The 21,701-nt window shown below is 66.1% G+C and carries 20 protein-coding genes and 1 pseudogene; 11 read left to right on the top strand and 10 right to left on the bottom strand.

Features of this window, described 5'->3' with window-relative positions; genetic code table 11:
* Positions 1 to 32 precede the first annotated feature (32 nt).
* The 3 genes from ACIHFD_RS36060 to ACIHFD_RS36070 are packed head-to-tail and all read right to left on the bottom strand — an operon-like array spanning position 33 to position 3,830.
* Positions 33 to 1,268, bottom strand: a complete 1,236-nt coding sequence (locus ACIHFD_RS36060) for a PLP-dependent aminotransferase family protein (RefSeq protein ID WP_397370776.1) — start codon at positions 1,266 to 1,268, stop codon at positions 33 to 35.
* A complete protein-coding gene (locus tag ACIHFD_RS36065) occupies positions 1,243 to 2,898 on the bottom strand; it encodes a carbamoyltransferase N-terminal domain-containing protein (RefSeq protein ID WP_397370777.1) in 1,656 nt (551 codons plus the stop codon). Before ACIHFD_RS36065 ends, ACIHFD_RS36060 begins: the two co-directional genes overlap by 26 nt.
* Positions 2,895 to 3,830 (bottom strand): PHP domain-containing protein, encoded by a 936-nt coding sequence (locus ACIHFD_RS36070; protein ID WP_397370778.1) that lies wholly within the window; start codon positions 3,828 to 3,830, stop codon positions 2,895 to 2,897. Before ACIHFD_RS36070 ends, ACIHFD_RS36065 begins: the two co-directional genes overlap by 4 nt.
* Before the next feature lie 170 nt (positions 3,831 to 4,000).
* Between ACIHFD_RS36070 and ACIHFD_RS36075 the strand changes: the two genes are divergently transcribed.
* From ACIHFD_RS36075 to ACIHFD_RS36100, 6 genes are all read left to right on the top strand, one after another.
* Entirely contained in the window at positions 4,001 to 4,909 is a 909-nt protein-coding gene (locus ACIHFD_RS36075; protein ID WP_397370779.1) for an LLM class flavin-dependent oxidoreductase, read from the top strand.
* Complete coding sequence (locus ACIHFD_RS36080; protein ID WP_397370780.1) at positions 4,906 to 5,586, top strand: adenylate kinase family protein; 681 nt, start codon at positions 4,906 to 4,908, stop codon at positions 5,584 to 5,586. Before ACIHFD_RS36075 ends, ACIHFD_RS36080 begins: the two co-directional genes overlap by 4 nt.
* A gap of 263 nt (positions 5,587 to 5,849) precedes the next feature.
* Positions 5,850 to 7,061 (top strand): phytanoyl-CoA dioxygenase family protein, encoded by a 1,212-nt coding sequence (locus ACIHFD_RS36085; RefSeq protein WP_397370781.1) that lies wholly within the window; start codon positions 5,850 to 5,852, stop codon positions 7,059 to 7,061.
* 23 nt (positions 7,062 to 7,084) lie between these two features.
* Complete coding sequence (locus ACIHFD_RS36090) at positions 7,085 to 8,113, top strand: hypothetical protein (RefSeq protein ID WP_397370782.1); 1,029 nt, start codon at positions 7,085 to 7,087, stop codon at positions 8,111 to 8,113.
* Positions 8,103 to 8,666 (top strand): hypothetical protein, encoded by a 564-nt coding sequence (locus ACIHFD_RS36095; RefSeq protein ID WP_397370783.1) that lies wholly within the window; start codon positions 8,103 to 8,105, stop codon positions 8,664 to 8,666. The genes ACIHFD_RS36090 and ACIHFD_RS36095 overlap by 11 nt, the downstream gene beginning before the upstream one ends.
* Positions 8,667 to 8,673: 7 nt before the next feature.
* Complete coding sequence (locus tag ACIHFD_RS36100; RefSeq protein ID WP_397370784.1) at positions 8,674 to 10,185, top strand: hypothetical protein; 1,512 nt, start codon at positions 8,674 to 8,676, stop codon at positions 10,183 to 10,185.
* Between the two features lie 3 nt (positions 10,186 to 10,188).
* Here the strand turns inward: ACIHFD_RS36100 and ACIHFD_RS36105 are convergent, their stop codons facing one another.
* Positions 10,189 to 10,833, bottom strand: a complete 645-nt coding sequence (locus ACIHFD_RS36105) for a hypothetical protein (RefSeq protein ID WP_397370785.1) — start codon at positions 10,831 to 10,833, stop codon at positions 10,189 to 10,191.
* A gap of 79 nt (positions 10,834 to 10,912) precedes the next feature.
* Here ACIHFD_RS36105 and ACIHFD_RS36110 point away from each other — a divergent pair, with 79 nt between their 5' ends.
* Positions 10,913 to 11,509 (top strand): hypothetical protein, encoded by a 597-nt coding sequence (locus tag ACIHFD_RS36110; protein WP_397370786.1) that lies wholly within the window; start codon positions 10,913 to 10,915, stop codon positions 11,507 to 11,509.
* On the opposite strand, the gene ACIHFD_RS36115 is transcribed toward ACIHFD_RS36110, so the two are convergent.
* The 6 genes from ACIHFD_RS36115 to ACIHFD_RS36140 all read right to left on the bottom strand — a co-directional run bounded on the left by ACIHFD_RS36115 (position 11,470) and on the right by ACIHFD_RS36140 (position 17,895).
* Positions 11,470 to 12,768, bottom strand: a complete 1,299-nt coding sequence (locus ACIHFD_RS36115; RefSeq protein ID WP_397370787.1) for a M20/M25/M40 family metallo-hydrolase — start codon at positions 12,766 to 12,768, stop codon at positions 11,470 to 11,472. The genes ACIHFD_RS36110 and ACIHFD_RS36115 overlap by 40 nt on opposite strands.
* Complete coding sequence (locus ACIHFD_RS36120) at positions 12,765 to 13,448, bottom strand: diguanylate cyclase domain-containing protein (protein ID WP_397370788.1); 684 nt, start codon at positions 13,446 to 13,448, stop codon at positions 12,765 to 12,767. Before ACIHFD_RS36120 ends, ACIHFD_RS36115 begins: the two co-directional genes overlap by 4 nt.
* 59 nt (positions 13,449 to 13,507) lie before the next feature.
* Positions 13,508 to 14,419, bottom strand: a complete 912-nt coding sequence (locus ACIHFD_RS36125; protein WP_397370789.1) for a carbohydrate kinase family protein — start codon at positions 14,417 to 14,419, stop codon at positions 13,508 to 13,510.
* Positions 14,419 to 15,453 (bottom strand): Gfo/Idh/MocA family protein, encoded by a 1,035-nt coding sequence (locus ACIHFD_RS36130; RefSeq protein WP_397370790.1) that lies wholly within the window; start codon positions 15,451 to 15,453, stop codon positions 14,419 to 14,421. The genes ACIHFD_RS36125 and ACIHFD_RS36130 overlap by 1 nt, the downstream gene beginning before the upstream one ends.
* The gene (gene gltX, locus ACIHFD_RS36135; RefSeq protein ID WP_397370791.1) at positions 15,450 to 16,910 is read right to left on the bottom strand and encodes a glutamate--tRNA ligase; all 1,461 of its coding nucleotides are present in this window, start codon (positions 16,908 to 16,910) and stop codon (positions 15,450 to 15,452) included. Before gltX ends, ACIHFD_RS36130 begins: the two co-directional genes overlap by 4 nt.
* A gap of 127 nt (positions 16,911 to 17,037) precedes the next feature.
* Entirely contained in the window at positions 17,038 to 17,895 is an 858-nt protein-coding gene (locus ACIHFD_RS36140) for a ParB N-terminal domain-containing protein (protein ID WP_397370792.1), read from the bottom strand.
* An 848-nt stretch (positions 17,896 to 18,743) separates the two neighbouring features.
* On the opposite strand from ACIHFD_RS36140, the pseudogene ACIHFD_RS36145 reads away from it, so the two are divergent.
* The 4 genes and pseudogenes from ACIHFD_RS36145 to istB form a co-directional block, all read left to right on the top strand.
* A pseudogene (locus ACIHFD_RS36145) lies at positions 18,744 to 18,869 on the top strand (IS3 family transposase); the annotation flags it as partial.
* A complete protein-coding gene (locus tag ACIHFD_RS36150) occupies positions 18,850 to 18,990 on the top strand; it encodes a hypothetical protein (RefSeq protein WP_397370880.1) in 141 nt (46 codons plus the stop codon). The pseudogene ACIHFD_RS36145 and the gene ACIHFD_RS36150, both read left to right, overlap by 20 nt.
* 329 nt (positions 18,991 to 19,319) lie before the next feature.
* Positions 19,320 to 20,792 carry an IS21 family transposase gene (istA, locus tag ACIHFD_RS36155; RefSeq protein WP_397370793.1) on the top strand — a complete coding sequence of 491 codons (1,473 nt, stop codon included), beginning with the start codon at positions 19,320 to 19,322 and terminating at the stop codon, positions 20,790 to 20,792.
* 73 nt (positions 20,793 to 20,865) lie between these two features.
* Positions 20,866 to 21,639: an IS21-like element helper ATPase IstB gene (istB, locus tag ACIHFD_RS36160; protein WP_397370794.1), complete on the top strand. Its 774-nt coding sequence runs from the start codon at positions 20,866 to 20,868 to the stop codon at positions 21,637 to 21,639.
* Positions 21,640 to 21,701 lie beyond the last annotated feature (62 nt).

Raw genomic sequence — 21,701 nt, forward strand, 5'->3', positions numbered from 1 at the left:
CGCTGCGCTCGAGCCGCCCCGGACCCGACTTCTCAAAGGCGAGACCCGGAACGTTTTCCGCTCCGGCCTATCGCCTCTCCTAGCACCTGGACGCCGCGGGCGAGTTCCGGCTCCGCGACCTTGGTGAAGGCCATGCGGAACCACTGCTGGTGATCTCCGTCGTCACCGAAGAAGGCTTCTCCCGGCCGGCAGAGGATGCCGGCCCTGGCCGTCTCCTCCATGACCTGGCGACCATCGATGTCGTCGGCGAGTTCGATCCAGAAGAACATGCCTCCGTGCGGGATGTCGAAGCGAACCGCGTCACCGCAGTGCGTGCGCAGAGCCGAGACGACAGTGTCGCGTTTGCCTCGGTAGAGGCGTGTGACGTCGCTGAGATGCCGGTCGTAGCCACCGGTACGGAGGAAGGGCTCCAGGATTTCGGCGGTGAGGCGGCTGGAGCCGAGATCTTCTCGCGTGGCGGCTATCGCGCACACGAGATCCGGCTTCGCGCTGAGCCATCCGCAACGCAAAGCTGGAGCCAGCGTCTTACTGAAGCTGCCGACGGTGACGACTCGATCGCCGTCGTGCAGCGCGGAGATCGCGGGCAACGCCGGGCCGTCGTAGCGCAACTCGGCGTAGACCCGGTCCTCTACCACCAGGAAGTCGTGCTCCTCGGCGAGCTGCAGCAGGCGCCGGCGGCGTGGCAGTGAAAGCGACCATCCCGTGGGAGTGTTGAAGTCCGCGATCACGTATACGAGCTTCAGACGACCTCCGCGAGCCTCCAGGTCCGCGAGCCCGCGTTCCAGGATGTCGATGCGCATGCCGTCCTGGTCCATCGGAACCGCAAGGGGTTCCGCGCCGAGAGCACGGCCAATCCGGATGGACGCGCCCCACGTCGGAGCCTCCACCGCGAACGTGTCGCCAGTGCTGAGAGTCGCCCGCCACAGCAACTCGACGGCGTGCGCGGCTCCGGACGTCAGCATGACACCGTCGGCGCCGCCGGCGCCGCCGTACCGGTCGGCCAGGACGGCCCGGAGCCCGGCGTGCCCGCGCGCTATGCCGGCGCGGCCGGGTCCTCCGTACAACAGGGATGTGTCGCCCTCGGCGAGCGCCTGGCCGGCGAAGTGCAGGAAGGCCGAGCGGGGGAACGTCGAAGGGTCGGGCAGGCCGAGGTCGAGCGGCCATCTGACCCGTTCCCGCGCGGGAGCCGGCCGCTTGGTGGCGAGTGGATCGGCGGTCGCGTGCGGACCCGCTGGCGAAGAGTCAGGATGAGAGGGATGGGTGCTCATAGATCGTCCCTTCCGACCAGATGAAGCGTGTCCGTCCCCACTCCATCGCGCTGGCGACGGAGGGGAAGAAGCCGCGGTTCTTGAAGTTGGCGCTGGTGTTGCAGAGCACCGGCACGCCGCTGATCCGGTGGTAGGCCCTCAGGAGTTCCACCAGCTCGGGGCACTGCGTCTCGTTGACCGTCTGGAGCCGGGCCGTGCCGTCCACATGGCAGATGGCCGGCAGCCGTTCGCGCCACGCCTCCCGGACATGGTGGCTGAACAGCATGTAAGGATCGGCCGTGCCTGGCTCGAAGACCTCCTGCGCGGCGTCCTCCAGGCAGACGGGCGCGATGGGGCGGAAATCCTCACGTTCCTTCATCGCGTTCAACCGGTCATGCATGGTCTCATCCGTCGCCGGCGCGAGAATGCTCCGATGACCGAGCGCTCGTGGACCCAGCTCCGCCCTTCCCGTGAGATAAACAACGGGCTCCCCCGTCTCATGCAGAAGCCGGGCTAGCTCGGACGGGGAACACGGACGGCTGGTCCAGTCCGAGTGGACTGGTGAGGGAGCTAGGCGAGGTCCGCTGTAGACATCCCACTCGACCTGCGAGCGCCCCTCGGTGACCGCCATGGCGCAACATGCCACACCGAGCGCGACACCGGAGTCGTTGGGGAAGGGCGGCACCCAGATGTTCTCGAAAATCCCGCTGTCGCGGATTTGGCGATTCCAGTTGATGTTGAGAGCTGTCCCGCCGGTCAGGCACAGATTGCGCGGCGTGCCGGGATCGGCGCGCTGCATTCGGGCAAGCCCTTCGACCAGCCGATCGCCGAGATACCGGTCGATAGACGCGATCATGTCCGCCGGTGGGACACCGTCGAGGTGCAGTTCGGAGGCGAGCTTCTCCAGCCGCTCGACGCCGGCCTCGAACTGGAACGCCTGGTCGTCGCCGAAGGCGGACTCTTGACGGCACGCCGAGTGGCAACGGTCGAGCGCTGCGGCTATCTTCTCCATCGCCTCAGCGCGGGGTGTGCCGAACGCGGCATACGCCATGATCTTGCCGGCCAGACCGAGATTCTCCAGCCCCGGGCCACGGCTGGAAAAAGGCGGGAACGACCCGGCGAGAGCCGGATAGGCGTTTCCCACCAACGGGAACAGAGGGCCGACGGTCTGGAGCTTGGCTAGATCTCCGCGGCAGTTGTACACATACGGATACATCAGGCCGTCCCAGCTCAGAATCAGCGCCGGCTCGCCCGCCGCGGCGAACGGGCTGGTGCAATAGGCAGCGGCCACATGGCCGGCGTAGTGCGGGAAGGTCAGATATTCAAGGTCCAGCGTCCGCTCACGGACGGGATTGATGAGCGTCTTCGCTCTGATGCCCTCGACGTACGGGCCGAGCCGGATCTCAACGTCGATTCCGCCCCATCGGCGCTTCTTGTAGGGCCGGTGCCAGCCGTCGAAGGCGACGACGTCCATGTCGGCCAGGTCATAACCGAAATCACTGAGCAGAAGCTCCACGTCGCTCAGGTCATCAATTCGGGAGTAGCGAGGACGATTGGCGATCTTTTCGCTTTCGCACGACATGATCAGGCGCCCGTCGTCAATGACCGCGACCGCTCCGTCGTGTGTGATCTTGATCCCGCAGAATCTCATCCGCCGTCCACTCCGTGTAGTGGGATCACGACGCCGCAGCGCCGGGCCGCTTCCATCAAATGTGCGACCGGCATCGGAAACTGGCCGATCTCGGTCTTACCGTTCCCGTGATAATCCGAGCTACGGAAAGGGATGAGGTCGAGCGCGTTCGCGACGTCTCTACGCTGCCCCTCCCCTATCTGCGAGTCGTGCCGGGAGCTCACCTCGAAGCCCACGAGGCCCACGGTCGAAAACTGCCGCAGGTCGCTTGTGACCCCGTCCCAGGAATTTCTGCCGGCGGTGCATTCCCAGAACGGGTGTGCCAGCACGGGAATCCCACCGGCATCGCGAATCATCGAGATCATGCGTTCGGCGGGCACATAGCGGTCCGGCTCACGACCCTTGAGAAGGTTGTACCGCTCTTTCACGAGGCCGGCGGCCCGAGTGGGATCCATGCCGAGCGAGTGCGCCGCGTACCGGCCGATCAGCGTGGAACTCAGCATCCACTTCCCCGGATGTGCCGGCGGGCCATCCTCTTGGATGCCGACCAGCATGTCCTCCGTGGCAGGGAGCTCCACTCCTTCCGCCCGCAGCCGCCCGATCACCCGCTCGTACGTTGCGTTCTTCACTGCCGTCGGCAGGAATGCGAATTTCTGAAGTTCCGTATCGAGAACACCATGACCATAACCCAGGACGTGATACTTGCGGCCATGATGCATCGTGCTTATCTCGAGCCCCGGCAGCAGGGTGATACCGTGGCGGGCCGCCAGGCCTTCCAGGTCAGCGTCAAATGTCGGCCGTGAATGATCGCTGATGCTCATCACGCGCAGCGACGCACGCCGTGCCTTTTCGATGAGATCCTCTGGCGCCACGTGGCCGTCAGAGTTTGTGGAATGAAGGTGCAGATCGCACCAGATCTGGTCGGCGACTGCGTCGCCAGGTGACTGGATCATCCTTTTCACCTCAAAGTCAGGTCATCAATCCCGGCGCTGCCCTGTATTCCGCGCCCATGGCCTGTTTAGTGTGCATCATTATGGCCGTCTCCCGAAGTGCCGTCGAGTGACCGCACCCGACACCGGGGCCTAGCATGTGCCGAGCCGACCGACCGGCCATAGGAGGAAGTATGGGTAAACCCGTAATCGGCCTGAGCGTTTCAATGCATCCCATTAGCGAAGAATCCCCGGTACGCGAGGCGACCCTGGCCGAAGAATTGGGATTTGATTTCGTCTCCGTCCCGGACCATCCATTCGGCGGCAGCCCGACGAACGAGCCGTTGGTGACGCTGGCCTGGATCGGAGCAGCGACCCAGCGGATCGGGTTGGTCACGCGGGTTCTGGGCGTGCCATTCCGTAATCCCGCGATGGTGGCGAAGATGGCCGAGACCATCGACCGTTTCTCCGGCGGCCGTCTCGTCCTCGGGCTGGGCGGCGGCGGCGCGGACAAGAAGATGCGGTCCGTCGGCATCGCCCCTCTGTCCGCCGGCGAGAAGATCGACGGCCTTGCCGAGGCCACGTCCATCATCAGCGAGATGTGGTCCAACCCCCAGGTCACTCGGTCCGGGCGGCAGCACGGCGTCGTTGACGCCGAAATCAGCCCCAGGCCCGCGCGCCGGATACCCATCTGGCTGGGTGTGCTGGGCCCGCGTGGGGCGGAACTGGCCGGCGAGGCGGCGGATGGCTGGATCCCTTATCTGCGTTACACGACGGTGGAGCGGTTGACGGTCTGCCGGCGTCGTCTGACGGCCGCGGCGGAGCGGGCTCAGCGCGATCCTGCCGCGCTCACCTGCATCTTGAGCGTCGAAGCCCACGTTGGGCAGCTCTCCGAGACACCGGTCAACGCGATCACGGGCACACCCGAAGCTGTCGCGGAGCAAATGGTGAAATTTCTTGATCTCGGCTTCGACGGATTCAACGTCACGGTTCTCGGGCCGGACCGCATCGAGCAAGCGACTCGGATCGCCGAAGAGGTGTTCCCGCTGCTGCCATCCGTCGGGGCGGTGGCCGCGGTCAAGAGCACGGGGCTGGTGCGATGAACGCCTCAGCCGTCGACGCCAGGTCTCTGCTGGTGCTGCTTGGGCCTCCGGGCGCGGGCAAAAGCACTCTCGTGGAGACCATCCTGAGCGCCGTTCCCGGCCTCGCCCACTTCGCTGTCCGCCGTCAGTTTCTCGAGGAGAAGAAGAAGCGGTCAGACCTGTGGCTGGCAGCTGCCGAATCACAGGAGAAGCGTCAGTGGCTCCCTGACGAGGTGGTGATAGCGGCCTTCACCCGACGGCTGGACGCGCAGTTCCCCGGCGGGATGCTCATCGAGGGCCTTCCGGCCAGCGCCCGGCAGGCGCAACTGGTGATCAAGTCTCTGGCGACCCGCGACCGGCACATCGCCGCCGTCATCTATCTGGACGCCCCCGACCAGGTCTGCATGGAACGCATGCGGAAACGTTCGGTGTGCGTCACATGTGACGGCGGGATATCGCAGGCCGCCATCGCGGAGTCCGACTCCGACCGTTGCGCACGATGCGGTTCGCTGCTGGGGCGCAGGTGGGATGACGAGGAGGAACCGTTCGCCGAGCGGCTTCGGGTACACCGTGAACATATCGAGGGCATCCTTAAGGAGTTCGGGCCGGACCGTCTGATCGTGCTCGATGGTGCGCGAACGCGAGCCGAGGTGGCGAAGGCCGCATGTCGGCAGTTAGGTCTGCACCCACGTCCATGATTCGGCCGGATCGCCGACTCCGCCGACGTGTGCAACCGAGGATTGTCCGCGGTTGCACACGCGTCGGACGCACTCACCCAGAGGCCGCACGGCGAGCTTCAGATACAACATACGAACTGGCATAGTCCTTCTCACCAAAAGCGCGCTGCGATCCCGCCTGGATTCCCTCAGACCGCCGGCGATGTGTGAACTGCCAGCGTCGTCGCTTTCATGCGGGTTTCTTATCAGCCGGGTGCTGCCGATCGAATCCACAGAGGTATGCCATGACCATTGACTCACGTACGCGCGTCTATCAGGACGTTCGGACAATCGAACCGCACGCATTCTTCTCCCGAGAATTGTCAGGGCTGCTGGAGAAAAACGGTCCACTGGCCGCGCGAGCCGCAACGCTACTGGAGGTGGGACCGATTGTGCTCCGGATCGACGACGCGATCTACACGCTCGCCCCGGCAGCCGACACGATCAGCATCAGCAATGGCGCCGCCGGCCCCGGCGCGGTGAACGTCGAAATCGGCAGCGCGCCCTTCTCCGACTGGGTTCAGGACCTGCGCAGCATGTTGGCGCTCCTGGTCTCCGGGGACGCCAGAGTGAGTGGCGCTGACTCGAATGCAGCGCTGGGCTGGGACGTCGTCCTCCGGGCGATGGTTGATGGGCGCCCAATGTACGAGCCCGGGTCCGTGACGTTGACCCATCTCGACGGTTCGCCACTCGATGTGAACAAGTCGTTCACTCCCGCCGATGATGATGCCGAAATGGGACGTTTCCTGGATCAGGCCGGCTTTCTGATGCTGCGCGGCTGGTTCGGCGCCGACACCGTGGCCGCGCTATCGGAAGACATCGATCGGGGGCTGCGAACCGCGCGCCGGGACGACCCGCACCGCTGGTGGGCGAAACTCGATGACGGCACGGAAACCTGCGTGCGTCTCAAGCACTTCGATCGCATATCAGAGGCGAGTAAGAGCGTCTCGGAAAGTGCACTTCTCCAGCGCATCTGCCGCCTCACCGGTGACTCTCTCGCGTTTCCTCCGTCGTGGGTCGAATCACTCGTCAAACCCTCTGGTGTGGTGGAGGGGCCATCGGAGATCCGCTGGCACAAGGACTGCTGGCAGGGCAAACATCCGTATTTCTGCAACGGCGTGACCATCGGGATACTGCTGACGCCTTCGAACGAGCTCACGGGAGGTTTCCGCGTGATGGCCGGCTCGCATCGTACGAACTTCCCTGCGGTTGACCGCAACATCGACGCGATCGACCTACCGGTCCGATTGCTCTATGGGGAGCCCGGGGATCTCACGGTGCACCTTTCGTGCACAATGCACGAGACCATCGCTCCTGGGCAAGGCGAGCGCCGGCTGATGTACTCCGGATTCTCGCTCGTCGACACCGCGTCGGGAACAGGCGTCGACAACCGTTACCCCATCAAGCACTCCGACTGGTCGAACGCTGTCTCGTCGGCGTGGGACGTCTACGCGTAGCGCCCGGGATGGGAACTACAGCCGTGGACGCCCGCACTGCGATAGATCTGATTCGCCGAAAAGCCGGAAATGACGCTTGGGCGCAACTGTCCGCCTCGATCGCCGAGGACGAGGCGCTCGTGGTTTCGGGTTCCTTGGTGGAAGGCATCGGCAACCTGCGGTCGGACTTGGACTTCTTCGTGTTGAGTGAAGCTCACAGGCCCGACGTGCCCGTACGCATGATGTTCACCGGCGATAGCTGGCTGGACATCGAGTATGTCGAGGCGCGGACGGTGCGGAGCCTCGTCCACAGAATAGGAACGACCGATCCGCAAAACAGCGTCGAGGTCCTGCGGATTTCACGTCCGGAACTCGACCGCTACTACCGGCTCGCCATCGGTCCCACGATCAAGGGAACGTACAGCCAGGAGTCGATGTTCTCTCTGGAACGGTTCGGGGCGGTGCTGAGGTCCTGGGCCATCATTCACGCTGGAGCGTTCTCCAGGCGCGCGGCGATCGCATTGCACCACGGTGATGTGACCGCGGCCGTGCTCTACGCCGGCCACGGCGCGCATCTCTGCGCCATGGGCGAGCTCACCGATGTGGGCGAGCTCTATCCGTCGCCGAAATACACCTTCGAGAAGGCAGCCCGGGCTTATGGGCGTGATTCGGCCGAGGTCAAGGCCTTCGCGGTTCTGTTGCACCCCGCGGACGATCCCGAGTACTACGTTCGTGGAGTGGCCTCGCACGTCGACGCGGTGCTCGCCGAATTCCTGCCCGCCACGCACGACGACAACATGATGGCAGAGCCGACACATCCGATCATGTACGACTCTCGTGAACACGTCTCGACTCTCGTCACCCGGAAGGCCGCGTTCGACCTGCTGCCAGAGGACACGGCGGCCGTCGCCGCCCTGCTTCCCGCGGCGAACTCGCAGGCACCCTCGCCAGCGCCCTCGCAGGCCCGCGAGGCTGACGCCACGTTCTGGGCGGCTGAAGCACATCGCCTGGTCATCCGGCAGGCACTGCTCGATGCCGGAGTGCTGAAGGCGGTGAGCGGCGATGCGCGGTGAGATCTCACAGGCCATCCCGCTGCCGGCCGCGCTCCGTCGCTCCCACGACGTCTCCGCGGGCCGCCTGGAGATCATGGCCTTGATGCACGACCTCGACGGCGCGCTGGCATCCGGCCAGGTAGGGCTCGCACGCTACACCGCCACCAGCCTCATCGACGCGGCTGTCGCCGTCTGGCTTCGTGAGCGTGGCGTGGCTCTGCCCACGTTCGAGCACTCCACGGCAAGAGCCAGAGTCGAGCTCGCGATGCTGGCGGCCATCAACCCAGAGCTGGAGCGCCGGGTCAGCAAGCTTTTCCGCGCGGCGCTGCCGCTGGAGGCCGAGCCGGTCAGGTCCTACTGCCGTGCCGTCATCGATCTGGTGGGAGAGCTGACCGGCCACATCGGTGACGGGTTGGCGTCCTCGATCCGCGCGTGGGCGGAGAGCGCGCGGGCCACCAGAGATTTGTGTGAGCGAATGGGGGTGCCGGTGAAGGACTTCTACTGGGCGCCTTCGAGCGCCGACACGTGGTACAGCGACGTGCTCAAGCACGCCGCCAGGCAGACGAGGTCGTGATCGCACCATGTCTCACACCGTTCGGAAGCTCGGCGGATGGAACGGCGAGCTGCTGCGTCGCGTTTTCCTGCATCAGAACGGCATGGCCGCCATCACCGCACTGGCGACGCTGGAGGCGTCGGGCGCCCTTACTCAGCTACGCCGCGGGCGGCTGAGCGTCGCCGATCTCTTGCACGACTCCGTCAACGCGTCCGCAGTCGCGGCGTCGGTGGTCGCGGTCGCCGGTGCGGGCTGGCTGACGATACGGGACGACGGCGACGCCGGTGCCGAGGTGTCGTGGTCCGTGCCGAACGACGCCGCGTTCGCGCTCGAGATCTTCCTCGACGCACATCGCGCGATCCGCGAGCGCGATCGTGGCGGATCATGGGCGGAGCAGAGCGTGGTCGAGCGACTGCTCGGGTGCGCCGGCGTCGTCTCCTCGGCCAAAGCGGCGATCAGGCGCCGTACGTCGGTACCGGATGCGGTGTCGGAGCTACTGGTACGCCTGGTGGAAGGCTTGATCGCCGTACCACTGCTCCCTCGGATCGTCGGCGGGCACAGCCCCGACGCTGTGCCGCCCCTCCTCACGGCGCTGGAGCTCGGCTCGTCCGAGAGGAGCACAAAGCACAGGCTCCCTTTCTTCGCTCCCATGTACGGGCTGGCAGGATCGTATGCGGAAGCGCTGATCCGGCTGCCGGAGCAGGTGTCAGCCGGCGAGAGGGTCACGCCGCTGGGCATCACGCGACGTATCGACCGTGCTGTCAACGTCCGCGCGAGTGCGGCGGCTCATCGTGGCTACTTCAACGCGTCCAACAGGCTCATCGGCCGACTGTTCGACGAGGGCCCGGTGTCAGCACAGCCCCGGGCGATCCTCGACATCGGCTGCGGTGACGGATCCTGGCTGCGCGAGCTCTTCGCATTCGTCCGTGACCGAACAGCACGTGGCCTGTCTCTTGCACAGCATCCGCTCCTGCTCCTGGGCGTCGACATGGACGCGGTGGCGTTGAAGATCAGCGCCGCCAACCTTGCGGACCTACCGGCGATATGTCTGCTGGGCGACGTGGGGCAGCCGGCCACAGTGATGCAGGCGGTGACCGCTGCCACTGGCATCGACGTGGACGACATCCTGTCCGTCCGCGCCTTCGTCGACCACAATCGGTCACTCGCGCACGTCGAGCAAGGGCGGTCGGAAGAGGCGCGCCTCGCCCATGGCGTGTACGCGACCCCCGAGGGGGCGATCCTCCATGCCGATCAGGTACAAGGGGATTGGGCCTCGCACTATGCGGCGTGGAGACAGGTCTGTGGACGCCACGGCCTGGTCGTCATCGAGGCGCACACTCTCAGCGTCGCCGCGGTCAAGGAGCGCCTCGAATCAGGCCATGCCCTCGCGCTGCAGTATTACCATGCTTTGTCGGGCCAGTCGCCGATCTCGTACGAGGCCTTCTCAGACGCGGTGGACGTGGCGGGACTTCAGCCACGGCTCTCGATCCTTTACCCGGAGTCCGGCCCGACGACGAGCATCAGCCTGCTGGCGTCCTGACCCTCAGGAATGGCGGGCGAGGAGCAGATCCAGTGCCTCCCGGAACAGGGGCTCGACCTCTCGGGCGCGGTTTTCGGAGATGAGCCCGAGCCGCGCTCTCTCCCCTTCCGAAGTGGCCACGTGCACGGGCGTCATGGAAGGGCGCCCCGTGTACGAGCCGGAATTCCGGCCGGTGGAGCTCGACCGGTGAGCAGCCATCCGGAGGAGATCGACCGGATCACCGGCCTCGTCGCCATGGGCCACACCGTGGCGGAAGGACGCGGCACAAACGCTGGGGACCGCGGCGACGGTCCTGGCCGCCGCCGCGGCCGACGCGAGCGTAGGTATGTTCATGACCCATACAAAGGCGCCCAGACCGTGCCACCGCGGACGTGCGCCTGCGGCCTGGAGCAGATTCTCCATCCGCTCCATCCAGCGAAGCGGCGTCGCCGAATCGAGTTTCCCGTCGGCATCGCCCGGCTGGGCGGTGAACCAGGCGACAGCGAGCCGATCACGAGACGCGGAAAAGCGCTCGGAGATATGGGCGACGGTGGCGACGACCGTATGCTCAAGGACTTCGCGCGCCGCTTCGTCGGTGTCTATTTCGAGTGCGCCCCACATAACCATTTCGTCAATTCCTTTCGGCGAGCCGCCACCAAGATAATTCACCTCCCTTTGATCACCCAAGTACGTATGAGAGAACGGTGTCCTCGTCATGCGAATCGGCCCAGGACTTGCGATCCACGGCATGAAACGGCGCTGGTCCAGCACCATCCTCGAGCACGGCCTGATCCGTGACAGCGCCGCATGGTTCGTCCCTTCACCGAGTGCCGACGACTCCGAGACGTTCAGGAGAACGCTCGCCGCGGCGGTATATCTCGCACTGGGTACGAGCACCCGCGCTGAGCTGGCCACCATGACCGGCCACGGGGCCTACAGCGCCTTCTTCGCGGCGGCCGAAGACTCCATGCCGGTCCTCCTCTTCTTCCGTGACAAGCCGACAGGGCACGAGGTGTGGCATCGGTATCTCTGGACGGGGCCTCCCACGCCTGGCCCGACGTGCCCTTACACCAAGGTGGCCCGAGCCGCCCGCGATGTTCCGCTCTCCGGCCGTCACGTGCAGGTCGTCGAGGCCGACCACGCGGCTGTCGTACGTGCGGAGAGGAGCGCCGATGCGACGCGGACCTATGGCTCCGCGCCCCTTCATCTTCGACGGCTCGCCGTGAACGACCTCGCCCACGGCGAGCCCGCAGAAACGGGCAGGGACAAACTGACGCTGCTTTGCGCTATTCTCGCCGCCGATCTCTACGCCGCGTTCATGGCGCAGACGGACATGATGACGTGACGGTAAAAATCGACCTGGAGCGCTAGGTCGGACAGGGGCATCCGTTCATCCGCGCCATGCACGGCACGAGCCGCTTCAAGGGTGGTCATTTCCCGCATGGGAAAGAACCCGTAGGCCACCGTGCCATTGCTTTCTCTCAGCCAGTGCGAGTCGGTGAAGCCCGCGTCGCACAGCGGCAGCAGCAACGCCCCGGGATCGACCTGGACGACGAATGTCTCGATCGCCTGCCATAGAGGAGTGGACATCGGCGAGCGGCTGCCGCCTCGGAGCGGCCGCCAGGTGACCTGATGAGGAAGTCCAGCCGCTGCCGAGCCGAAGACGGCCTCTACTTCGTCACGGTCCTGCCCGGGCAGCAGCCAGCACTCGAAGTCGATGCTGCAGACCGATGGCGCCCCTGCGGCGGAGAACGAGGCGATGCCGGCCGGTGTGAGCGTGGCGCCGGTCAATGGGTGTAGGAGCGTGTGCAGAGCGGGGTGGATCTTACGGGCCGCGGCCGCGGCCTCGCTGGGGGAACGCGTGGTTCCGGTGAGCGCACGCATCACGTAGGCGACCTCGTCGAGCAGGGTGTCCCCCTCGTGCTGGCCCGCGACCAGGCTGACGAGCCGAGCGGCCTCGGCGATGACATTGGGGCGTCCGGCCAGCATGGACAGTCCGGCGGGGGCGGTCAACGTGACGGTGAGCCCGGCGTTGGCGCGCTCGGCGTTGGCACAGAAGTAGACGGCGCGCTGGTCCAGCAGCATCCGGTCCCCGGCGCCGTGAGTGAGAGCGTAGTCGGCTCGTAGCACCTCAGGCCGGTGCTCCAGCAACCACCGGGTTCCGAGCTCCGAACCGCGCTCCTCGTCCGCCGTGGCCGCGAGGACGACATCGCCGTCGAAGTGAACGCCTTCCCGTACCAGGGAAGCCACCGCTACCGCCTGTGCTGCGGCCTGCCCCTTCAGATCGAGCGCTCCGCGACCCCACACGCTGCCATCGCGCTCCAGGCCGGCCCACGGATCCACAGACCATTCGGCAGGGTCGGCCTGGACCGTGTCGAGATGCGACAGGAGCAGGAGCGATGGGCCATCGCCCGTGCCGCGGATGCGCGCGCTGAGGTTGGCTCGTCCGGCCCTTGCCTCGTGGATGGTGCAATCGACGCCGACGTGGCGCAGATAGTTCCGGAGAACCGCTGCCGGCGCCGCTTCGTCGCCGGGCGGATTGCAGGACCGCGCCCGGATGAGCTCGGACAGAAGGCTCTTCGCCTCCGCGACCAGCGCGGTCATTCGGATGCCGCGCTATCGGGCAGTGGCATGCCCGCGACGGGCCCCCGCTTCTCGACTATCCAATGCCAGCGGGGCGCGTGGTTCTCGAGCAGGAGTTGCAGCGCCTCGTGTAACAGCGAGTCGACCGAACGGCCTGTCCGTTGCGCCAGCGCCGTGAGCCGTCGCTTCTGATCGACGGTTATCGAGTAAGCGGACGACTCGACCGCGATGGGAGTGCAGGCCAGGTGGACGGTGTCCCGGGTCAGCTTGGCCTGCCACAGCGCCTCCCCCACCGACCAAAGGAGGTCCTGGCCGGTGCGGCCGTGCATGGGTGACCGTACGACTCCGAAACTGGCGGTCAGCCGTACGGCTTCGCCGGTGGAGAGCCGGAAATCGGATACGGGGATCAAGGTACGCAGCCGTTCGGCCAGGAGCTGCGCCTCACTGCGGTGGTCGGATGTCAGAACGATCCAGCCCTCGTCGCGGGATCCGGAGTCCAGGAACACGGCGTGGCCGGGAAGAGCGGAACGGATCAGTTGGTGCAGTTGCGTGACCAGGAGCCGCTTTTCCGCCACGCCCCGGCGCCGCACCACCGCGGACCGATCGAGGTCGATCGCGATGATCGAGACGTCGGTCTCAGCTCGCAGGACGCGGTCGACATGCTCGCGGGCGAGATTCACCCGCCCGACGTCCGCGAACATACGCTGGAGGTTGTCCTTTGGCTCGTCCCCCATCGGATACGCTTCCAGACCCGAATGCGTCATCGTGATCGACCTGCCGTTCCGAGAAGGGCTTGGACATCGGAATTTCTCGCGGGCCCCACAAGCTTCGTGATCTTGGCCGCGGCCACCATCTGGGCGAAGACGCATGCCTGCTCAAGGGCGAATCCGTTCGCCAGCCCCGCCAGCAGGCCCGCCACCAACGAGTCCCCGGCGCCCAGGGTGTTGACCGGCCGAACGGAGACACCAGGCCGGTGTGTGGTCCCGCGCGCATCGCTCACCAGACATCCCTCTGAGCCGAGTGAGGTCACCACGGCGGACGCACCGGCGGCGATGCAATGCTGTGCCAGAAGCCGGTTGTCCGCCTCCGCGAATGACGCCCCGCTGCAGACCGCCACAGCGACGCCGCAGGCACGGGGCACGATCTGAGCGACCGCCGTGTCGATGTCGGTCAGCCACGGGCGGAACCCGAAGTCGCACACCACCCGCAGACTCCGGTCCAGCAGAGCGGTACGCACCGCATCGTATGCCGGGAACCCCGGCACGTAGCACAGGGCGTCCTCAGGTAGATCGACCTCCTGGACACGCGCCGCCAGCGCCTCGCCGGGCCGGGTCACGTCACCCTGTTCTACGACGACGCGATGGTCTCCCCCGGGCTCGACGAATATGGCGACCCTCGCGGTCTCCCCGACGACCGACGTCCAGCACGAGCAGTCGACGCCGACGGCGACCAGGCGATCACGCAGTCGTTTCGCGGCGTGGTCTTGACCGGCCACCCCCACCATCGCGACCGGCCGTTCGAGCGCGGCCAGTTGCCATGCGACCATCGCGGCGCTACCGCCGGGATCCAGCCTCACGTCACCAGCGCAGAACTTGCCCGAGCCGGACGGCCGGATGGTGACGTGCAAGCAGACGTCTCCGAATACGTAGACAGGAGAGGCGGCGGCGCCCATCACAGGATCACCCGGCTCCCACTGGTGGAGGCACGCTGAACGGCGTCCGCGAACGCGACAGTGCGGAGATTGTCCGCGCCGGTGGGGCCTGCGGCATCCTGACCGGCCACCCAGTCGACATACCACCGCACGAGCCGGGTGTTCAGGTCTGCCAGCGATGCGAGCCGGGCGGGCGGTGCCAGCAGCGTTTCACCGTTGACCATGACGCTTTCCTCGGTGACGGTCACGATGCCGTGGTCGAACTCCAGCTCCCAGCCGGAGTTGAGCGGTACCACCGTGCTTCCCCGCGGCGCCCAGTTGGCCAGGTAGCGTACGGTCGTTCCGCCGCGCAACTCAGCACACATCACCAGACCCGCAGGGCCGCGAAATTCACTCCACGGTGGCTGGAAGGCGTGCGCGACGACGGCCGCCGGCTCGTCCTCGGTGACCCACCGCACCAGGTCCAGCACGTGCACGCTGCCCTCCCACAAAAGCGGCTGGTCCATGGCCAGGCGCCACGCGAGGCCCGGCTGCCAGAACGTGCCATCGACGTTGAACGTGATCGTCACAACGCCGAGCCTTCCCAGGGTTCCCTGCGCAATGATGTCGCGGACCCTCAGGAAAGCTGGCAGGTAGCGCATCTGCTGGATGGTGGCCAGGCGCCGGCCGGCCAGGCCGGCCAGCTCCACCATCCGCGACGCGTCCGCCAGGCTGAGGGCCATGGGCTTGGCGACCAGAACGTCCAGGCCGGCCTGGAACGCCGCTTCCGCGTGGCGGAGGTGACCGCCAGGCGGTGTGCAGTCCACCACCATCTGGACGTTGGTGTCCCACCATCCGCCCTCGTCGCTGTCGTAGACGGCCGAGGACGCCAGATCGTAGGTTCGGACCGCCTCCGCGAGCGCGGCGGCATCGTGATCGACCACAGTGGCGATCTCGATGCCGTTCGCCACCAGCGCCGGCAGGACCTCACGACCGAATCCGCCGACGCCAAGGACAGCACTACGCATGGGCCCGGACCTCTCGAACCGCCCGTTTTCCGGCCGTGCAACGATCACATCTGCTCCTCTTCGAGATCTTGGTCGTGATGAAATGCGCGATGCGGTCGGCGAATACGCTCCAGCGCCTCGTCCAGGCGCTTCAACGTACGCTCGCGCCCCAGGAGCTCCAGCGACTCGAACAGCGGCAGCCCGACCGTACGCCCTGTCACCGCGACACGGACCGGAGCCTGGGCCTTGCCCAGCCTCAACCCGTGGCGCCCGCCCACCGCCGTCAGCACGCTTTTCAACTCATCCTCCCGCCAGGGCACAGAGGTGTACGCGGACCGCACATCGCCGAGCAGTGCGGCCGCGTCCTGTTTCATGGCCTTGGCCCACGACGCCTCGTCGAACACCGGCCGGTCGAGAAACAGGAAATCCACCTGCTCCGTGATCTGGGACAGCAGCGCCAGGCGTGTCTGGGCCAGGGGCGCCACAGCCGCGAAGACCTTCGCGTCGAAGGCCTCCGGCGGCCATGGCGCGTACGGCTCGACCAGCCAAGGAGCGCATGCCTCGGCGAATGCCTCGGCGGACAACGCCCGGATGTATTCGCCATTGAATGCCGTCAGCTTCCGCACGTCGAAGAACGCAGGCGCGGGGTTCACATCCTCGATCCGAAACAGACGCTCCATCTCGGCATAGGGCAGGATCTCGCGATCGTCACCAGGCCCCCAGCCGAGCAACATCAGGTAGTTGACCATCGCCTCCGCGAGGAATCCGTCGGCCAGATAGTCTTCGAGTGCCAGTTTGTCCCGCCGCTTCGAAAGCTTCTGCCGCTTCTCGTTGACGATGACCGGCAGATGCGCCCATTGAGGTGGCGCCGAGCCCAGTGCCTCCCACAACAGTTGCTGCTTGGGCGTGTTGGGCAGGTGCTCCTCACCGCGGATCACATGGGTGACGTCCTCGTCCACGTCATCGACGACATTGGCCAGCAGGAACAACGGAGAGCCATCGCCCCGGGCAAGCAAGAAGTCCTCGATCGCGCTGTTGGGAAAGGACGTTCTGCCTCGGATGGCGTCCGCTACCAGCGTGTGACCATGATCCGGCGTACGGAACCTCAACGCCCTGTTCTCGCCGGACTCGAGCCCTCGCTCCCGGCAGAATCCGTCATATCCCGAGTGCTCCGAGCCCGTCCGCTCCCTGACCTGGTCGCGCGTGCAGTCGCAGTAGTACGCCAAGGCGGCCACATGCAGTTGGAGGGCCGCCTCCCGATGTCTGGCGACATTGTCCGACTGAAAGTACGGCCCTTCGAAAGCCGGGTCTGAGGCACTGATGCCAATCGTTTCCAGGGCGCGAATGATGCCCGCCGTCCACTCGGGGCTGTTGCGTGCCGTATCAGTGTCTTCCACCCGCAGGACGAATGTGCCTGCGGATTGCCGGGCGACCGCCCAGTTATAGAGAGCAGACCTGGCACCCCCGACGTGGAACATGCCGGTCGGAGAAGGCGCGAAACGCACACGGATGGCTGAGCGAGTCATAGTGGACCTCAATCAAGCAGGGACGGGTGGATCGTTGGATTACGATGTCGATCGTGACCATCTTCAGCCGACGGGATGTGGCAGTGCTCGGCGAACACGATTCAGGCAGCCGAGCGCCTGGTCTTCATCACGGATGATTTCCGCCACGGTGTTCCAACTCCGCCGCCAGCGACCTCCAGACATCGGCGCATCCGCGGGCTATTCTCGCGATCACGACTGCAGAGTGCGGCGGCACGCTGTTAAGCAATTCGCGCGATTGTTCCATCGTCACGAGGTGTGCGCCGAGCCACCGCAACAGATTCCGGCCCGACTCGCTATAACGCAATGTTGGATCCAGGCGCAACCTGTCGAACGCCGTGTCGGGGCTCTGCGCGCAGGCGGATTGCGTCGCGTCTGGCCCGTTGTCGAGAAGGCCCAGCGAATCCTGCTCGATTGGTTCGCGCTGCTGGGGCGGCACCACGTCCTTCCCCGACGCGAGGCGTGCTCGCACATCTCGTACGGTTCCGACCGATATGCGCGCCTCCTGCGCGATCTCCCGCAGCGACGCGTCCGGTCTCGCGGTGATCATACTAGATGCGATTCTCCGGCCCTCCGCGGTCCTCAGAGGGTGCAACCTGCCATCCCGCCCGAGTCGGCGGTCGCTGCCTCCCTCCTTGGAGGCACGCCGAATCCTGGCGACCGTCTTCGCGGATAGCCCTGTGATGCGGGCGATCGATCGGTCTGACAATTGCGGATGGGAATCGATGACTCGCGCTGCCGCAGCCTGGCGCTCCGCTTGCGTCAGAGGCAGCCCGTGCGTGGTGTTCGCTGCCACCGCAAGCTGGAACATCTCCTCGGCGTCTCCGAAGAAGTAGTAGACCTCGATTTCGGAGTGGCCGTTCAGAAGCGCGGCTTCCAGCCGATGCATACCATCGACGACCTGCATACTCGGATGATGCACGATAATGGGCGGCAGCGGGCCGTCGACCTCGGCCAGAACGCGCACGTGGTTCCTGTCCACTCCTGCCAGCCGAGGCGAGTCTGCAGCACTAAGTTTGCTGATATGCACTTTGACTACTTCTCGCGATACGGCCATCCCTGCGTCATGAAGGGTTTCAGGCAAATGAAATACTTGCGTCGCACGACCTTGGTCGACCTTCACCGACTGAAGTGGTCGGGACATAACACCGCCTTTCTATGCTCTCGCCCTCTCCTGCACGCCGCCAGCAACCACGATGACGCCAACGATTGAGAGGCCGTAAGACATCCGCGAACATATCTCCCAGGTTTCCCAAATTATTAAAATAGCTCACCGCCAAGGGTAATACCGGGCGGTATAGCAGCGGTATGTTCACTTCCGAGTCCCGCCCTTGGAACCGACGTACACGACCACGGCAGGTCCTCACGCACCCACACCTACGTCGGCTTCGATGACTTACGGGGCGGCCTGCACCACATCAGAACGCACCAGCCTGCGGCTTGACGGGCTCCGTCCTCGCGTGTTGCGCTTGTCCGCCTGCTCTACCTCATCACGCTCCGAGTGTTCGGCCGGCTGACGTCACTGAGCGCCGTATCCCGCTCGAAAACACGGTTTCGCACTGTGAGCTGGGGTTTCGCTGCGCGATCAGAGCGGCGACTAGGACATCGCAAGGTGTTGTTGTCGCTTGTCTACCGGTCGGTGAGGGGCTTGTTCGGCCTGCTGACAGTGCTCGTGCATCCTCAAACGCTGCCCCGAACTGCAGGCCGTCGCCGACCACGTGCGCTCCTTCGCCGCCCTGCTCACCGCCGACCACGACGGCAACCGCGCGAGTGGCTCAGCAACTCGGCGTGCACCGTGAACCGTTGCGCAGCTAGGTGCGTCAAGCCGAAATCGATGGCGGACAGCGGCCCGGCATCTCAACCGAGGACGCGCAGCGGATCGCCGAGCTGGAGCGGGAGGTGCGGGAACTGTGGCGGGCCAATGAGATCCTCAAGTCGGCGGGCCCTCGTCGCCGGGTATGACCGGCCGAGCCATCGTCTGCGCAACTGGCGACCGCGCATCGAACTGGACGACCTCCTGCAGATCTTCTTCGAGCACGCCGTCGAGGTCGAGTTCCGCTAACCCATCACTGCTCTCCTCTCGTCTGGCGAAGGGGCATACCCCTACAGCCCGCTATGCGCGAGAGATCGCCATCAGCGCCAACCAAGGCATACTCGAATATCAGAGGTTAAATCGCAAGGTCAGAGGTTGTTGCCGACGGCCATGGAAGACTCCTGGTTGGCGGCCAGTTGAGTCCCGGCTGATGGCCACGAGAATTCCCCGTGGATGGCCTCGGGTGCCCTGATCTCCACCCGCCCCCTTGGGAGACCTCCCCGGTCCGGTTTGCTGATGTTTGCCGCATTTCGCAAGCCGACCGAAGAGGTCCCGTAACAAAGTCTGACAGAGAGATCATGAAGATCTTTGAGGCATACGACCTGACCAAGACCATCCACTCCGCCGCGCAACTGTCCGGCGCGGACCCCAAGACCGTCAAACGCTACGTCGAGCTGCGCCAGCTGGGTCTCAACCCGTATGAGCGGGCGGCCCGGCCGAAGCTGATCGATCCGTTCCTGGAAAAGATCGAAGAATGGGTGGAGGCGTCGAAGGCGAAGATCCGCGCTGATGTCGCCCACGACAAGCTGATCGCGATGGGATATCGGGGCAGCCCCCGCTCCACCCGGCGAGCGGTCAACGCCGCCAAGGCTGCGTGGCGGGCCGGGCGGCAGCGCACCTACCGGCCGTGGATCCCCGAGCCGGGCATGTGGCTGCAGTTCGACTGGGGCGAAGGCCCGCGGGTCGACGGAAGACGCACTTGGCTGTGGTGCGCCTGGCTGGCCTGGTCGAAGTTTCGGGTCGTGATCCCGGTCTGGGACTGCACGCTCGGCACGCTGGTGTCGTGCCTGGACTCCACGCTGCGGCGGATCGGCGGCGCCCCCACCTACGTGCTCACCGACAACGCCAAGACCGTGACCAGCGACCACGTCGCCGGGATCGCGGTGCGGCATCCGCAGATCGTGGCCGCGGGCCGGTACTACGGCTGCACCGTGGAGACTTGCGTGCCTTACGATCCCGAATCCAAGGGCGGGGTGGAGGCCACCGTCCGGCTCGCCAAGGCCGACCTGGTGCCCACCGAGGCCAACCTCCGCAGCCAGTACGGCGGTTTCGCCGAGCTGGCCGACGAATGCCGGACCTGGTGCGAGAAGATCAACGCCCGCCGGCATCGCGGCAGCGGACAGATCCCCGAGCAGCTGTTAATCGAGCAGCAGGCGCTGCACGTGCTGCCCGCCGAGCCGTTCGCGCTGGCGCTGGGCGAGCAGCGGATCGTCTATGACGACCAGACCATCAGCTTCGCCTCGGTGCGCTACTCCACCCCACCCGGACACGTCGACACCAAGGTCTGGGTGCGCGTGGTCGGCGAGGAACTCGTCATCACCGCCCGGGCCGCCGGCGGGGAGCTGGCCGAGATCGCCCGCCATCGAGTGTCTGTCCCGGGTAACCCACAAATCCTGGCCGAGCACTACCCGCACCATCCCAATGGGCGCAGCATCCACCAGCCGAAACCACGGCCGCGCAACGAGGCGGAGGTCGCGTTCCTGGACATCGGGCCGGGCGCCGAGCGATGGCTGACCGAGGCCGGACCCGCCGGAGCCGTGCGCATCCGCGCCAAAATGGCCCGCGCCGTCGAGCTGGCCGCGGTGCTCGGCGCTGAACGCGTCGATGAGGCACTCGGCCTGGCCGCGATCGCCGGCCGCTTCGCCGACGACGACCTGCCCGCCATCGTCGACCATCTGAGCGACCACCGGGCCGTCGGCGAACTCGTGCGCGCCGACGAGACGCATTCGGCTCAGCCCGGCACCGCATCCTGGCAGGCCCTGGGCCAGTGACCACCCCACCACCTGCCCGGCCTGCCCGGCCTGCCCGGCCGGGCGGGTGCCCGCGATGAGGAGAACCCCACCCATGACCTCGCCCACCCCACCGGCTCTGCCCGACGAACTGGACCGGCTGCTGCGCCGGATGCGCCTGCCCTACCTGCGCAAAGCCGCCCCCGACGTGCTGGCCACCGCCCGCGCGCAACGCTGGGACCCCGCCGAAGTCCTGCGCATTCTCATCCACGAGGAGGTCACCGGCCGCGACGCGGCCACCCGGCGGCTGCGTCGCACCTCGGCCAACTTCCCCACCGGCAAGACCCTCGCGTCCTGGCGACCGGAGGAGTCCTCCATCCCCGAACCCACCCAGAACGCCCTGGCCACGCTGGAATGGATCGGCCGGGCCGAAAACCTCGTGATCGCCGGCCCATCGGGCACCGGCAAATCGCACTTCACCGAGGGTTTGGCCCACGCGGCCATCGAGAAGGACCTCCGCGTGGCCTGGTTCACCCTGGAAACCCTCACCACCACGATCGGCAAGGCTAAAGTCGACGGCTCCATCGCGCGCACCGTCGCCCGGATCTGCCGCGCCGACCTCATCGTCATCGACGACATCGGGCTGCTCCCGGCCGGAACCGACGCCGCCGAGGCGTTCTGCCGGATCATCGATGCCGCCTACGAACGCCGCTCGATCGCGATCACCAGCAACATTCACCCGAGCGGGTTCGACACCATCATGCCCAAGACCCTGGCCACCGCCTCGGTCGACCGGCTCCTCCACCACGCCCACCTGGTCCTGACCAAGGGCGATTCCCACCGGCTCGCCGAGGCTCTGGCGGGCAAGGGCGTCACCCCGTTGACCTGACCACCCATCAGGACCGCCCCGGCCATCAGCATGGATTTCTGATGGCCGCCAGCTGAGAGAAC

The sequence above is a fragment of the Nonomuraea sp. NPDC051941 genome, from assembly GCF_044593615.1.

Coding starts and splice junctions, on each gene's coding strand:
- ACIHFD_RS36060 (WP_397370776.1), bottom strand. CDS start 1,268: ATGAGCACCCATCCCTCTCATCCTGACTCTTCGCCAGCGGGTCCGCAC.
- ACIHFD_RS36065 (WP_397370777.1), bottom strand. CDS start 2,898: ATGAGATTCTGCGGGATCAAGATCACACACGACGGAGCGGTCGCGGTC.
- ACIHFD_RS36070 (WP_397370778.1), bottom strand. CDS start 3,830: ATGATCCAGTCACCTGGCGACGCAGTCGCCGACCAGATCTGGTGCGAT.
- ACIHFD_RS36075 (WP_397370779.1), top strand. CDS start 4,001: ATGGGTAAACCCGTAATCGGCCTGAGCGTTTCAATGCATCCCATTAGC.
- ACIHFD_RS36080 (WP_397370780.1), top strand. CDS start 4,906: ATGAACGCCTCAGCCGTCGACGCCAGGTCTCTGCTGGTGCTGCTTGGG.
- ACIHFD_RS36085 (WP_397370781.1), top strand. CDS start 5,850: ATGACCATTGACTCACGTACGCGCGTCTATCAGGACGTTCGGACAATC.
- ACIHFD_RS36095 (WP_397370783.1), top strand. CDS start 8,103: ATGCGCGGTGAGATCTCACAGGCCATCCCGCTGCCGGCCGCGCTCCGT.
- ACIHFD_RS36100 (WP_397370784.1), top strand. CDS start 8,674: ATGTCTCACACCGTTCGGAAGCTCGGCGGATGGAACGGCGAGCTGCTG.
- ACIHFD_RS36110 (WP_397370786.1), top strand. CDS start 10,913: ATGAAACGGCGCTGGTCCAGCACCATCCTCGAGCACGGCCTGATCCGT.
- ACIHFD_RS36115 (WP_397370787.1), bottom strand. CDS start 12,768: ATGACCGCGCTGGTCGCGGAGGCGAAGAGCCTTCTGTCCGAGCTCATC.
- ACIHFD_RS36120 (WP_397370788.1), bottom strand. CDS start 13,448: ATGTTCGCGGACGTCGGGCGGGTGAATCTCGCCCGCGAGCATGTCGAC.
- ACIHFD_RS36125 (WP_397370789.1), bottom strand. CDS start 14,419: ATGGGCGCCGCCGCCTCTCCTGTCTACGTATTCGGAGACGTCTGCTTG.
- gltX (WP_397370791.1), bottom strand. CDS start 16,910: ATGACTCGCTCAGCCATCCGTGTGCGTTTCGCGCCTTCTCCGACCGGC.
- ACIHFD_RS36150 (WP_397370880.1), top strand. CDS start 18,850: ATGAGATCCTCAAGTCGGCGGGCCCTCGTCGCCGGGTATGACCGGCCG.
- istA (WP_397370793.1), top strand. CDS start 19,320: ATGAAGATCTTTGAGGCATACGACCTGACCAAGACCATCCACTCCGCC.
- istB (WP_397370794.1), top strand. CDS start 20,866: ATGACCTCGCCCACCCCACCGGCTCTGCCCGACGAACTGGACCGGCTG.